Genomic DNA, 13650 nt, shown 5'->3' with positions numbered 1-13650 from the left:
CGCGTCAACGAGTGCAGCCCGCTGATGTGAATCTCGCCCTTAGGCCAATCAAGGGCCCTCGGCGACAATGCCGAGGGCCCCTCAACGTCTCCGTTACGCACGGTCGACAGATCGCCTTAGCCGTTCGTCAACGACGAGCGCTAGTGAGTCGGGCAAACGTTAACTCTCGACTCACCATGTGAACTCGCCGCCCACCAGAGCGCCGTGATAGAACACATCGCCTGAGCTGTTCATGGCGTCGACGTCGAGCGTATTGATCATCGCCTGAGCTTGATCGCTGGCGAGGGCGACTTCGCTAATCCACAGCAACTGGTAGCCGCCGCGGATCGCGAAGTGGCGCGTCACCTGGTACGCCGTGGTGACGCCGATTTCGCCGACGAACGCGACCGGATTATCCGAGGCGCCCCCTTCGACGAGCGGCGTGTCGAGCACGCGGAACGTGAAGTCGTTGTTGGCGTCGTTGCCGTAGATGCCCGCCTTGAACAGTCCGTTCACCGAGAGGGGGCCGCTGAGCCGCCACAGTGCGACGTCGGCGCCCAACTGCGCGCCGTAAAGGTGGTTCGACGTGTTCCAGCTCACGCCGCTGAGATTCGGGACGATGAAGTCGACGTTATAGTCGAGCTGCTCGTTCAGCTCGATAATGCGGAACCCGGTAAGCCAGGTGACGCGATCCGACCGCTGGTGGCGAAAATTGAACTCGGTGCTGTTCAGCTTTGACTGGTAGTTGGCGTTCACGTCGAACGCCAAAGGGATGTTGATCGGACCAATTTGGATATCGCCCGTGTTGCCGTAGTCGTAGGCGGCATTCCAATTCAGGGCGCCGAAGTAGCGGACTTCAACGCTGTTCGGGCCATCGGCGATCCGACGTTCGATCGACACGTCGGGTCCGCCGGCATAGCCGAAGTCAAAGTCCTCGCCGCCTGAGATCTGGATCAATCCGCCGAGCGGCCGAGCGAGGACTACCTGGTCGGGGCGCGAGCGGGTCAGAATGACCGCCCCGGCGCGTACTTTCCAGGTCGGGGCGCACAGCGAAGCGCAGAGGTCGCCGCACTGGTTGGCGCAATCGCCTTCGCACAGATCGCCGCAGCCCCCCTTGTACGACGTCGAAGCGACTTGCGCGTCGTAAATGATCGACGCCGTGTCGGTCGTCTCCGTTGAGTCGACCTCGTCAACCAATTCCGGAGCGTGAAGCGCCGTTTCCAGCGGCGTCATTGCCGAGGTCACGCCGGCCGCCCAAGCGAGCGACGACGCGCCTAGGATCCGCCATACCGTCTTCATCTGCCCGACCTCCCTGTGAGCGCTTCGCCAAACTGACCTCCTGCCAGCTAACGTCGAGCGCGATTGTCGGCATCATCGACGCCCCTATTGCCCTGCGTCCGCTAATCCGCGGCGCGGTCTTGCAACTGGCGCCACCAGTCAGCCCTGGCCAATCGGCAGCGCTTCCCATGGCGGCAAACTCCGCCTGCAAGCGCTGCAGATGAGACCAAGCAGACGGCCGCGGCCCTGGTCGTTTGCTAGCAGATGTAGAAATATTCAGGAAACTGCGCTGGTTAGGTCGATAGTACGGACTGCCGAAACCTTATCGCCTTTCTCGTCGACTCTTTGATTCCGCCGGAGTTTGCATGGCCGCTCCTCGCGTCACCGTGGCCTTCGTGCCGCGCGAAGTCTTTAGCACGACGCAGCGATCGTTGGAGGCGCTGTACGAGCGGACTTCCGAGCCGTTTCACCTGGTGTGCGTGGACGGGGGTTCGCCCCCGGAAATTCGCGAGTACCTTGAGCGGCAAGCTCGCCAGCGGCAATTCACGCTCATTCGAACCGACCATTACCTTACGCCGAATCAGGCTCGAAATCTGGCCGTGCGGCAGGTACGCACCCCATACGTCGCCTTCGTCGACAACGACGTTCTGGTCTCGCCCGGCTGGCTGACCCACCTGGTCGCTTGCGCCGACGATACCGGCGCCTGGGTGGTGGGCCCGCTCTACTTCGAGTTTCTCCCGGAAGGTCGCCGACTGCATATGTTCGGCGGCGAGTGTCGCATCGTCGTCAACGAGCGGGGCGAACGCGTCTACTACGAGCGCCACCACCACGCCCACCAACTTCACGCAGAAGTGGCCCAGCCCTTCGTTCGCAGCGAAACGGAACTGATCGAGTTCCATACCGTCCTCGTTTCAATGGCGGCGTTCGAGGAACTGGGGCCTCTCGACGAAGGTCTGCTCTGCAATGCCGAGCATGGCGACCTCTGTCTGCGCGTCCGCCACGCTGGTCACTCGGTCTGGCTCGAACCGGCTGCCCAGATCACCTATGCACCGCCCAAACGTCTTGAGCCGAGCGACGAAGACTTCTTCCTGCTGCGCTGGAGCGAGGCGTGGGCCGCCGCCACCCATCGGCACATCAACCAGAAATGGAACCTGACTCAAGGAAACCGCGAGGCGCGCCGGGCAAATGCGTGGGTCTCCGACCATCGCCGCTACCGGCTCGCGTGGCTCAACAAGCTGCGCAAGTGGCTGGGCCCCAAATGGACCAAGTCAATTGAAAAGCGCTTCGTGGCGCCAGTCGAGTCGGCGCTGAATACGCGCAAGTTTCCCCACGCCGAGTTCGGTGCGGCGCCAACAGTCGAGTCGAAGCTTGTCTATCGCCCCGACTCATCGCAAGACAAAGCCGCCTGAGGTCGCCGCTATGTTGCCGCAAACGAATTTGCAACTTTATCGCACGCTGCAGTCTCAGGGCTACGCTGCCAGCGCGGTGACGCAAGTCGGCGCCGCCTACGATCTGTCGCGCCAACTCTTCGCAGGCTGCTACCGCCCCAGTCACAAGACGTTCGACGCCCATTTGATCGGCGCCGCCGGAGCGCTCGCGCTGTGGCGCCAGCCGCTGCCGGTCGTCATCGCCGGACTACTTCACTCCGCCTACCTGTACGGCAACTTTGGCGACGGCCAGCGAGGAGCCACGGCGCCGCGGCGCCGCGTGGTGCGTCAGCTCGTAGGAGTCGAGGCCGAACAGCTCATCCTGGAGTACACGTTGCAACGGTGGCCGGCGGCGCTGGAACCGCTTCGTCGCGAGTTCGAGTCGGGCGAGCTGTCAAAAGATCTGGTGGCCATCAAGCTGGCGGACCTGTGCGATGAGTCCGTCGACGGCGGCCATCACTATGCCCCGACCAAACCGCTCGCCTTTGGCCTGAGCGACGGACGAACATCGCGGCCGGCATTTCTCGAGTTCGTCGAGCGAGTGGCCGGGCCGGCGGCGCGGAACCTTTTTGCAACCGTCCTCGCGGCGAGCGATGACGTCGCTCCGCCGGCCGAACTCGTCACCGCCGACCGTTCGTTCCACGCGGTCGCTCCGGGAGTCGAGGGCCTGCGGCGCTCACGAGTTCGCCAACGGCTGGGACGCATCGCCAACCGGCTCTCATCGAAGCGAGTCGCCTAATGCGCTTGTACGCACCCCCTTTTGATTCCTATGAAGACGCCAGCGGCGCGGCTGCCGTCGGCGTGGTCATCCCGACGTTCAATCGCCGGCAGACGCTGCTCGACACGCTGCCTTACGTCTTGAATCAAACGCAGCGACCAGACCGACTCGTGATCGTCGACGACGGTTCGACCGACGATACCGTCGCCGCGGCAACCGGCTGGTTACGCGCCCAGCGGCCCGAGTTCCCGTGGCAGGTCATCGCCGCGCCACATCGCTCGGCGGCTAGCGCGCGTAATGTGGGCCTCGACCTCGTCGCCGATCTGCCCTTGGTCACGTTCCTCGACTCCGACGATCATTGGCCGACGGACTTTCTCGAGCGCGGCGTGCGTACGCTGCAAGCGCATCCCGCGGCGCTGGTTGCCGTCGCCGACCGGCGTTTTTTCGACGCGGCCGGACGGCTGATCGACGCCGATGATAGCCGCTCGCTGGCGCGCGACCCGATTCCATGGTTCTTTCAATACGGAGCGGGACTCGCCTCATGCACCGTGCTGCGGACAAGTTCCGTCGTTGCCGTGGGCGGCTGGCCGACGCATGTGACCAGCGCCGAAGACGCGGTCTTGTTCGCTGAACTGACGCTGCGCGGGCCATGGGTCCATCTGCCGGGAGACCCGGTCGAGTTTCATTGGGGCACGGCGCTGGCGCGGCACGAAGAGCAAAACCTGAGTCAATGCCACGACGACCGGCATCGGCAGTGGGCCATGGTCTTCGAAGGGATTTACCAGCGCGTCGTTAGGGCCCGACCAACGACGCCTCGAGGCGAACTGCATCGGGCGCTGGCGCAGCGCTGGTATTGGGCCGGCAAGCAGCTATTCGCCCTCGGACAGGCCGACGAAGCCAGGCAATGCTTTGCCCGTGCCGTGGCCCGGCATCCGATGATGTTTCGCGCCTGGCGTCGGCTGCTCGCTTCGCCGCGTCGCGGCGGCGCTGAAGCGGCCGAGCTTCGCCGCGCGGCGTAGGCGCCGGCCGCGACCGCTCCCCTGTCAGGCTACGCGCACGGCGGTTCTAATAAGCCGACGGCCGCGCGATGACTAGCGGCGGCCCTGTCGTCTACCCGCTCTGCCCCGGAGTCAACGTCGTGGAACCAACGAAAGCGCTGCTGTTGATTGACCTGCAGAACGACTACTTCCCGGGCGGCGACTATGAGCTCGCACGCATCGAAGCTGCCGGCGGGACGGCGGCCGAAGTTCTCGATCGCTTTCGCCGCGACGGCCGGCCGGTCTTCCACGTCCGCCACGAATTTCCGACGGTGGATGCCCCATTTTTTCGGCCTGGTTCGACCGGCGCAGCCATCCATAAGTCGGTGGCGCCGCTGCCGACAGAGGCGGTGATTACTAAACAGCACATCAACGCCTTCGCGCAGACCGATCTCAAGGCCCAGCTCGACGCAATTGGCGTTAAGAACCTCGTGGTGGTCGGCGCCATGAGTCACATGTGCATCGAAGGCGCAACCCGAGCGGCGGCCGACTTCGGCTACGGCGTGGAGGTGATTCACGACGCCTGCGCGACGCGCGATCAGGAGTTCAACGGCCGCAGCGTCGCAGCCGCCGATGTCCATGCCGCGTCGATGGCGGCTCTCGGGTTTGGGTACGCGAAAGTTCTTGCGTTTCAAGACTGGAAATAGGCCACTGCCGCGCGCCGCCTGACGCGCTCGACCGCAGCTGCGACGAAGCTTGGGCCGTTCTTACCTGATTAATCGCGCACAATCACTTCGCCGCGACGCGTGACGACGACGTCAACGCGGTGGCCGCACGCGGGCCAAACGTACGTCGCCACCCGGCGGCCAAAGGCGCCGTCGCGCCAGCTGACGCACGGGGCGGGGTCGCAGCAGGCCGGAACGCAAACAGTCACCGGAAAGGCGGGGCACGGATCGCACGGATCATCGACGCAGAGCGTCAGCTTCACTGGCGGAGGGGGGCAGCAGCGATCTGTGGCCGACGCTGGCGTCGCGGCGACGGAAAGGCTGAACGCAACAGCCACGGCACTGGCGGCAAGGTAGAGGTGACGCATCATCGTAGACTCCAGGAATAACAGTTGGTCAATCCGGTTGGCGCGAAACGCAGAAAGCGTCTCACGCCCTATCAAGCGACAACTCACCCTCGATGTTACGCCAGCCGTACTGATTCGTCGATGTCGTCCCGCGGCAATGCCCATCCGTGGTCTGGAAGAAGACCGGAACTTGGCCGTCGAGGCGGTGCGGGTTGGCATAGCAATTTGCCCCTTGGTACAACGACAGCATGAGTTCCGCGATTAACAGCCGCGACTTGCTGCTCTGCCTGCTGGCGAAGCAGCGGGGATTGCTCGACGACGTCCGACTGGAGGGCGCCGTCGTCCAATGGCGAAGCGCGCCCCATCTAAGCCTCCTGGACGTGCTGGAGCAGCGAGGCGACGTCAGCCGCCAGGAGCGAAACGAGTTGGCCGCGGCCGTAGCGAATCATGCGATCGAGACGGCCATCGATCCCCAGGCCTCGCGGCTGCGCGAGCTGCCGCCGGGCGTGCGGCGACTGCTAGTCGGCGAACATTCGGACGTGGCCCTCGCCACCGACGTGGGATTCGATACCCGCCCGGCGTCGCCCCCCACGAAAGCGAATCTCTCGCCGCCGTCGGCCACGCTCACGCCGGGCGAGCGATTCGACGTGTTGCAGGTGCACGCTCAGGGGGGATTGGGCGTCGTCTTTCTCGCCCGCGATCACGAGATCGATCGCACCGTTGCGCTCAAGCAGATCAAGTCCCAATGGGCCGACGATGAGGACTCGCGCGCGAGATTCCTACTCGAGGCGCGCATCACCGGCCGGCTTGAACACCCGGGCATTGTGCCGATTTACGCCCTGGGGGCCGACGCTACCGGGCGTCCCTACTACGCCATGCGTTTGATCCGGGGTGAAAGTCTATTGGAAGTGCTCCATCGCTTCCATGCGACCGACGTCGCGGGCAGGCTCGATGAGCGCATGCCCGAACTCCGCAAGCTCCTGCAGCGGTTCATCGACGTCTGCAACGCGGTGGACTACGCGCACAGCAAAGGCGTCATCCACCGCGATCTCAAGCCATCGAACATCATGGTGGGCAAATACGGCGAAACGCTGGTCGTCGATTGGGGCCTGGCCAAAGTGATTGGCTCCGACGAGGACGTCGCGCTCACCACGCGCATGGTTCGACAGCCCGAAAGCGAAGGCGGGGCGACGACGACGCGCATCGGCGCCACCATCGGTACGCCTGCCTACATGAGTCCCGAACAAGCCGCGGGACGAAATGACGAATTGGGCCCGCCCACGGACGTCTACAGTCTGGGGGCGACGCTGTATCACCTCCTTACCGGCGAATTGCCCCACGCCGACGATGACGACGTGGGCGTGATGATCGCGCGGGCCGAGCACGGCCATGTGATCCCGGCGAGCGTTGCGGCTCCCTGGTTGCCGCGACCGCTGGCCTCGATCTGCATGAAGGCGTTGTCGCTGGCGCCAGAAGCACGTTACGTTTCCGCTCGGGCGCTGTCGGACGACATCGAACGCTGGCTCGGCGACGAACCCGTGCGTGCGCACCGCGAACGCCTCAGCGAGCGCGTCTATCGTTGGACGCGTAGGCACCGCACGCTGGCGACGTCGCTGTTCGTCGGCTACCTGGTGGCGACGATCGCAATCATCATTGGGTCGTTCGGCTGGAGCTACTTGCGCGTGCAGCAGGAAGAGCGGAAGCAGCGGGCCAACACGACGGCGGCTTCCGACGCCGGCGATTCAGCCATCGAACGTCCGACGTCGGCGGAGTAACCCGCTTCCGTGACCGAGCGAGAGCGCCAGTAATGCGAGCATCCCGGTTTGCGGTTCTGGGATAGTGCTCGCCGTGGGTTGGGCCATGGACGGCGCCGGAAACGACCGTTGCCAAGCCAGGAAATCGACCCCGTCGACCTTCCCGTCCCCGTTGGCGTCGCCGTTCGCGATGCCAGCCGGGGCCGTGCCGCCAAAGCCTGCCTTCCAGACCGGCACGTCGTTGGCGTTGACTTGGCCGTCGAGGTTGAAGTCCGTCGAGCCGGCAATCTCGCTGCCGACAACGACGAACCGGATGTTGTTCGACGTGCCGACGGTCCAATTGAAAATATTCGGCAGCGTTTGCCGCCAGAAGACGTAGGAAGCTTGCGTCGTCGGTGCGATGTTCGCTTGGCCGTTGATTGCGGCCATCGCCGTGCCCGACGCGTTGAATTTGCCGGATCCGAAAATCAAGGCATACGAGCCAGGCGCAAGATCGGTCGCCAGTGGGGTGCGAAACTCGCCCGAAGGCGAAGGAGGCGTGAAGGTAGTGCTCGCTTTGACCGTGCCATCTGCAAACGGCGCCCCCTGCGGCATGGCATCGAGCGCCGTAAGCGAAATGATCGCGGCAAACAAATTGCCGCTGATGGCCCCCAGGTGTCCGCCTACTTCAGTGACGGCCGTCGTGGCGTTGAGCTTGAACCGCCAGCCGACGTAGTTGGTCGCTGATACCGACGGGCCGATTCCCTGGGCGGTCTCGCCCATCTCCGCGGAAGCAAGCGTGAGCGTCGCCGCTCCGGCGGTGCGATGCGCCAGCGCGACGACAAGGATGATGAGTACCAAACGCATTGGGTTCGGCAGTAAAGTAGGAAAAAAGAGTGCGGAGGGCGAGAGATCTTGGTTCCCTCGGGATTTTCGGGACCACTAGCGCAACGGCTTCGCATAGTCACTGCGGATCGCCAAGTTTAGCTCGCCCCCTGCCGAGAACTGGAAGATGCCCCCGGCCGTCCGCTCGATGCTGGAAAGCTGCACCGGGCCGACCATGTTCACTTCCGTCAGCCGACAAGTTTCCGTCTCGACAGACATCTCGCCCGTCAGGCTGATCGACAGCGGCGAGTCGTCGTTTGGCTTTACCTCGATGGCGGCTTGAAAGACCCCGATCGGCGACCGACGTTCCGCCGTCGGCGGCTCGACGCGCAACAGCGTCAGCTCGAATTTGTGGACCGTCCCGATCGGCCCCTCGAATCCCAGCAGCGATTGCACGACGTCGCGCGGCACCAAAACGCGCTGACCGATCGCGAGCGGGCGGTCGACCAATAGCGTCGCGAAAGGATTTGGCTTGCCGACGTTCTCCAGCGATTCGGCAACCAGTCGCGATTCCTCCTCAGGCGGCTCATGGCCGGCCTCGTCGGTGACGACAATTCGGTCGCCGTCGCGAATCATCACGTACTTCTTCCCCTCAATGGGTTGCGTGAGTAGTTCCTCCGGCTGCGAGCTCTCGGGCGTTTGTCGCCGGCTCACGACGAATGACGCGCGCGCCTTCGTTACGCGACCTTCGGCGACCTCCACGACTTCGATCGTCCGCTGCTGCTCGCGGCGCATGCGATTGGTGCTCTCGTGGGCCGTCTGCCCCGACTGCGTGATCTTCGTCGCAAGCCCCAAATCGACGTTCAGCGTCTGCGTGACGTGGTCGCCGACGGCCACGGGAGTTTGTCGGAAACGGACCAACTGCGGCTTCGACGCGGCGCTGGCGGGTGCGCTTGTCGATTGGGCGAAGGCTGGCGTTGCGGTCATAACGACGAGGGCGACGACAAGCGGGCGGAACATCATCAGACGGCTCGCATCCTACGAGAAAGGACCGATCGAAACTTGGCGGCGAATGATCGGCGTCGCGGTGCGCGCGGTCAAGATCAGCCTATGCACGCTGTGGAGGCCTACGGCCGCCCCTTCAATCTGCCAGCAAGCGGTCAAGCGCCGCCACCGCCACCGGCCAGGCGGCCGGCTGATCGAGCCATGCGCTCCACCAGCTCCACACCCTTGCGGCAGCATCGCCGGGCAAGTCGGCGCCGAGCCGCCATCCTTCGAAGGCCGACGCGAGCGTCGGTTCGTCACACATGGCGAGCTCAACCTCCTGCGCCGCCGCTAGCGCTGGCGGCGCCATCGCCATGGCGAAAAGTTCGGGCCGCCGCGTCGCTGGCAGTAAGTCAACGTAGCGAGGGAGGTCGGCGTTCAGCTGCGAGAGCAACCACGCCAGGCGCACCGTCTCGGGCAGCGCCGGCAGCGGGTTGAACAGCACCCCCTCGACAGTCACGCGATTCTGGCTGACATGCGCCATGCCCGCCCCGCCTGCATAGGGGGCCGTTACGACGATCTCGGCCGCCGCAGGCACGACCTCCTCCTCGGTCAGGCGGCCAATCTCGCGGAGCATGCCGGGCCCGCGTGCTTCCCACTGCTCCCGCAACGGTCCAGAGCGGACCGCGAGTTCCTCCGCAAGATTCGGCTGGGCCCGCATCAGGGCAGCCTCTAGATCCGCCACGCCGCCGGCGACTCGCGGCGCCTCGGCCTCGGTCCGCGGCAGCCGGAGCTTCGCGGCAGCCCGCGTCACGAGGTCACGGTTGTTGTCGAACTCGCTCGCCAGCGCCGTCAAGTACTCCAGCATCGCGAGCCGCGGCCACTCAGCAGCGTCGAGTTCAGCCGCCAACGCGTCGGCGGCTGAATCGAGGTGGCGTCCCATGGCGCCGTCGGCCGGAGGAATCGCTCGCGCGCGGCAGTAGGCGGCGTGGAGCGCAGTCGCCGAGAGGCTGGTCTTCCAGCGTAGTTCTTCAAGCATCTTGGATCCCGCTGCCGACGCCTGCCAGAAAATGGCGCATAGTTGAGAAGATCAACATACACCAAACGCCACCCACGGAAGCGTTACGCAACATATGCCGGCAGCGGGTCGGCGAGCGATAGCACTCCGCGCTCCCCAAGCCGGTCGCCGGCATGGCCGCGAATCGCGTGAAAGCTGACCTCGCGGCGACGGCGCGAGGTTGCTATTCTCCGCGCCCATTTCGACCGCGAGGCGAACGCCGCCGCGCGGCCGCCCTACGCCATTGCCTCGCCGCGAGATCAGCGCGATGAAATTCCGCCGCTTCCTGCTCGGTTCCACTCTCTCCCTCTCTTCAATCGCGTGCGGCGCCGCTGGCGTCCAGGGACAGCAGTATCCGAGCGCGACCGAAGGCGCCCAGCCGCCGCGGACGCCCGGAACGATCACGATGCAACCGCTGAATCAAGTCAGCCAAGTCGCTGCCGTCGGCGTCGGGCAGCCGCAAGGTACGGCGGGCGGCGTGCTCGGACAGCCATCGGCGGGCCCCAACAATGGGGCTGCCGTCGCCGGGGCCCCTGGCGCTGTCGCGCCTGGATTGCCGCCAGCGCCGCCGTTTCAGTTGTCGGAAATCGAAAAGGGCGAAGTTTTCCGCTTGCTCAAAATGTGGGAAGAATCAAGCGCGAAGGTCAACACGTTTAACTCCGACTTTGAGCGCTGGGAATACGACGGCGTCTTTGGTCCGGGCGCGGAAACTCCGCTGATTAAGGCCAACGGCACGCTGTCGTTTTCGAAGCCCGACAAGGGAAGTTTCAAGATCGATTCGATCAGTCGCTGGACCAAGGCCGATGCACAGAATCCAGACGTGAAGGTCCCCGGCGATTGGCTCCCCAAGCCCGACGAAATTGGCGAGCACTGGGTCTGCGACGGCAAAGCCGTTTACGAATACAACCACCGCGACAAGCAGCTCGTGGTCGTCGGCATCCCCGAGGAAATGCGCGGCCAAAAGATCGTCGACGGGCCCCTGCCCTTTCTCTTCGGCGCCGAAGCTAACAAGTTGATGGAGCGTTACTGGATTCGTTCCCGGCAGTCTGACCCCAGCATGATTTGGCTCGAGGCGTATCCCCGTTGGCAAAGCGATGCCGCCAACTACGACATGGTCGACGTAATGCTCGACCGCAAGACGATGCAGCCCAAGGCCATTCAGGTGCGTCTGCCGGGCGGCCAACAGCGGCATGTTTACATGTTTAAGGATGCGAAGGTGAACGAAACAAACATCGGCGCGTGGTTCCCGTCGCTGTTTACCGCCCCGCGCACGCCCCTGGGCTGGACGCGTGTGATGGCCGACCAGGCGTCGCCGCAGGCCGCGAACCCCGATCCCAAAGCCCCGCTGCAGCGATAGTCGCCTCCTGGCGAACAACTTTGCGGCCGCAAAATCGCTACCATTGGCCCGCGATGGTCGGCGGCCTGCGGCAGATCGCTCCATCTGCCGGCGGCGGGCGGCGGCGTGACATAGGCTTGCGATATGGTCTGGCTGAGCCAGGCCGTTCCTTCGCTGGCCCAGGTCCCGCCCGCCATGTCCGACGTCTCGCCGGTGGTGTCGCTTCCTTTTCCCGGCGTTGTCCATGACGAAGCCGAATTTCGCCGCCGCACGAACGCGCACGTCGTAAAATCGTCGCCGCCGCAACTCGTCCGCGTCTTGCACGTTATCAACGGCGAGCATTTTTCCGGCGCCGAGCGCGTCCAAGACCTGCTCGCGGGTTATCTGCCAGCCTGGGGCTATGACGTTGGCTTCGCTTGCGTGAAGCCAGGACGTTTTCCCGCCGCCCGCACCTTTCGCGCAGCTCCTCTCTACGAGCTCCCGATGCAAAGTCGGCTCGATTTCACCTGCGGGCGAAAGCTCGCTGCGCTCGTTCGCGACGAGCAGTACTCGATCATCCACGCCCACACGCCGCGCTCGCTACTAGTGGCTGATCAGGCGGCGCGATTGGCAAAAGTGCCGCTGGTCTACCACGTCCACAGTCCTGCCGGCCGCGACTCCACGCGGTGGTTTCGCAATATGGCCAACGCCTGGCTGGAGCGACATGCGGCCCACCGGGCCGCCCGTCTGATCGCCGTTTCGCCAAGCGTGCGGCGCTACATGATTGAGCAGGGCTTCCTCGCGAGCCATGTCATCTGCGTCCCCAACGGCGTGCCGACTGCCGACGTTCAACCTCGCACTGCCGCGCCGCAGACGTGGACGCTTGGCATGTCCGCTCTCTTCCGACCACGCAAGGGAATCGAAGTCTTGCTCGAAGCTCTGAAACTCGTGCGTCGCGCCGGCAGCGACGTTCGCTTGCGTGCGATCGGCCCCTTCGAGAACGCTGCGTACGAAGGCGAGGTCCGCGCATTGGTATCGAGATTGGGAATTGGCGATGCCATCGAGTGGACTGGATTCGTCACAGACATCAGCGCCGAATTGGCGAAGGTCGACGCCCTGGTATTGCCGAGCCTGTTCGGCGAAGGGCTGCCGATGGTCGTTCTCGAGGCGATGGCGGCCGGACTGCCGGTGATCGCCAGCGACGTCGAAGGCGTTCCGGACGCCGTGATCGATCGTGAAGATGGCCTGCTGGTTCAGCCAGGCGACGCCGCCTCGCTCGCCGCCGCGATCGAAGAGTTGACTTCAGGGGTGCTCGACTACGCGTCGCTTAGCCGCAACGCTCAGCGGCGACACGCCGAACGGTTTTCCGCTGAGGCGATGGCGCGAAACGTCGCCGCGGTCTACGACCAGGTCCTCGGCCGTTAATCGAACAGCGCAATTCTTGTCATTCTGAACAGATCGCAGAATCTAACGCACCAAACGAGCTTCCAGATTCTTCGCTCCGCTCAAGAGGACGATTATCTCGGCGAATTCGCACACACTTGCCCCCTTGCCATTTGCTGGCTCCCCTGCAAAAGATAGTGGTTTGACATCGAGTTCCGCCCTCTCGCAGGCCGTCATGAGCGATCCCACCGAACCGATCGAAGTCTCCGTCCCCGAAGTAAAGGAGCTGCGCGACGCCGGCGCCGATTTTCTTTTCATTGATTGTCGTGAACCCGACGAGCACGCCATCGCGGCGATCGCAGGCGCTCAGCTTCTGCCGATGAGTGCGTTTGCCGAGCGAATCGGCGAGTTAGCGGGACATGAGGAGCGTCGCGTAGTGGTTCATTGTCACAAGGGGGGCCGCAGCCTGCGCGTGGCCAATTGGCTGCGACAGCAAGGGTTTTCGCGAGCCCAGTCAATGGCGGGAGGCATCGATCGGTGGGCGACCGACGTCGAGCCGGGGATGGCGAGGTATTGAGTCAGGAGTCAGGAGTCAGGAGTCAGGAGTCAGGAGTCAGGAGTCAGGAGTCAGGAAGAGTTTGCCGGCATCGGATGGTCGGCGCAAGCTGTTTTTTCTGCATTTGCTGACTCCTATCCGCTGATTCCTGGCTCCTCCCCAGCCCCCCTTGAATTTCGCGGTTCGACCTGCGATTGTTATTCGTTCGACCGTAACTCGCCGGAGTGGCGGAATTGGCAGACGCGCATGGTTCAGGTCCATGTGCCCGCAAGGGCGTGGAGGTTCAAGTCCTCTCTCCGGTATTCGAGTATCTATTCTGCCGCTGGACTGGTCGCTTAAGCGACCA

13 protein-coding genes and 1 tRNA gene are annotated in these 13650 nt (G+C 64.2%); 9 read left to right on the top strand and 5 right to left on the bottom strand.

Annotation, left to right across the window (positions count from 1 at the left end; genetic code table 11):
* Window positions 1-171: 171 nt before the first annotated feature.
* Window positions 172-1278, bottom strand: coding sequence for a BBP7 family outer membrane beta-barrel protein (locus I41_RS07610; protein ID WP_145431979.1), 1107 nt, complete (start codon window positions 1276-1278; stop codon window positions 172-174).
* Window positions 1279-1622: 344 nt separating this feature from the next.
* Here I41_RS07610 and I41_RS07605 point away from each other — a divergent pair, with 344 nt between their 5' ends.
* The 4 genes from I41_RS07605 (at window position 1623) to I41_RS07590 (ending at window position 5086) form a co-directional block, all read left to right on the top strand.
* A complete protein-coding gene (locus tag I41_RS07605; protein WP_145431978.1) occupies window positions 1623-2666 on the top strand; it encodes a glycosyltransferase family 2 protein in 1044 nt (347 codons plus the stop codon).
* 10 nt (window positions 2667-2676) lie between these two features.
* Entirely contained in the window at window positions 2677-3423 is a 747-nt protein-coding gene (locus I41_RS07600; protein ID WP_145431977.1) for a DUF6817 domain-containing protein, read from the top strand.
* The gene (locus I41_RS07595; RefSeq protein WP_145431976.1) at window positions 3423-4421 is read left to right on the top strand and encodes a glycosyltransferase; all 999 of its coding nucleotides are present in this window, start codon (window positions 3423-3425) and stop codon (window positions 4419-4421) included. The genes I41_RS07600 and I41_RS07595 overlap by 1 nt, the downstream gene beginning before the upstream one ends.
* Window positions 4422-4540: 119 nt before the next feature.
* Window positions 4541-5086 carry a cysteine hydrolase family protein gene (locus I41_RS07590; RefSeq protein ID WP_246133829.1) on the top strand — a complete coding sequence of 182 codons (546 nt, stop codon included), beginning with the start codon at window positions 4541-4543 and terminating at the stop codon, window positions 5084-5086.
* Window positions 5087-5154: 68 nt separating this feature from the next.
* Here I41_RS07590 and I41_RS07585 read toward each other — a convergent pair whose 3' ends face one another.
* Window positions 5155-5475, bottom strand: coding sequence for a hypothetical protein (locus I41_RS07585; RefSeq protein ID WP_145431974.1), 321 nt, complete (start codon window positions 5473-5475; stop codon window positions 5155-5157).
* A 224-nt stretch (window positions 5476-5699) separates the two neighbouring features.
* Here I41_RS07585 and I41_RS07580 point away from each other — a divergent pair, with 224 nt between their 5' ends.
* Complete coding sequence (locus I41_RS07580; protein ID WP_145431973.1) at window positions 5700-7226, top strand: serine/threonine-protein kinase; 1527 nt, start codon at window positions 5700-5702, stop codon at window positions 7224-7226.
* Here I41_RS07580 and I41_RS07575 read toward each other — a convergent pair.
* The 3 genes from I41_RS07575 to I41_RS07565 all read right to left on the bottom strand — a co-directional run bounded on the left by I41_RS07575 (window position 7194) and on the right by I41_RS07565 (window position 10032).
* Window positions 7194-8051 (bottom strand): dockerin type I domain-containing protein, encoded by an 858-nt coding sequence (locus tag I41_RS07575; RefSeq protein WP_145431972.1) that lies wholly within the window; start codon window positions 8049-8051, stop codon window positions 7194-7196. The genes I41_RS07580 and I41_RS07575 overlap by 33 nt on opposite strands.
* 75 nt (window positions 8052-8126) lie before the next feature.
* Window positions 8127-9032: a hypothetical protein gene (locus I41_RS07570; RefSeq protein ID WP_145431971.1), complete on the bottom strand. Its 906-nt coding sequence runs from the start codon at window positions 9030-9032 to the stop codon at window positions 8127-8129.
* A gap of 118 nt (window positions 9033-9150) precedes the next feature.
* The gene (locus tag I41_RS07565) at window positions 9151-10032 is read right to left on the bottom strand and encodes a hypothetical protein (RefSeq protein ID WP_145431970.1); all 882 of its coding nucleotides are present in this window, start codon (window positions 10030-10032) and stop codon (window positions 9151-9153) included.
* 286 nt (window positions 10033-10318) lie between these two features.
* Here I41_RS07565 and I41_RS07560 point away from each other — a divergent pair, with 286 nt between their 5' ends.
* The 4 genes from I41_RS07560 to I41_RS07545 all read left to right on the top strand — a co-directional run bounded on the left by I41_RS07560 (window position 10319) and on the right by I41_RS07545 (window position 13606).
* Window positions 10319-11407: a TIGR03009 domain-containing protein gene (locus tag I41_RS07560; RefSeq protein WP_145431969.1), complete on the top strand. Its 1089-nt coding sequence runs from the start codon at window positions 10319-10321 to the stop codon at window positions 11405-11407.
* Window positions 11408-11581: 174 nt separating this feature from the next.
* Window positions 11582-12790: a glycosyltransferase gene (locus tag I41_RS07555; protein ID WP_145431968.1), complete on the top strand. Its 1209-nt coding sequence runs from the start codon at window positions 11582-11584 to the stop codon at window positions 12788-12790.
* A gap of 193 nt (window positions 12791-12983) precedes the next feature.
* Window positions 12984-13325 carry a rhodanese-like domain-containing protein gene (locus I41_RS07550; protein WP_145431967.1) on the top strand — a complete coding sequence of 114 codons (342 nt, stop codon included), beginning with the start codon at window positions 12984-12986 and terminating at the stop codon, window positions 13323-13325.
* Window positions 13326-13522: 197 nt separating this feature from the next.
* Window positions 13523-13606: transfer RNA gene (locus I41_RS07545), tRNA-Leu, on the top strand.
* The last annotated feature ends 44 nt before the right edge of the window (window positions 13607-13650 follow it).

The sequence above is a fragment of the Lacipirellula limnantheis genome (genome assembly GCF_007746075.1).
Classification (GTDB): Bacteria; Planctomycetota; Planctomycetia; order Pirellulales; family Lacipirellulaceae; genus Lacipirellula; species Lacipirellula limnantheis.
Note: the sequence above shows the minus strand (reverse complement) of the source record. Positions and strands in the feature narration are given on the sequence as shown.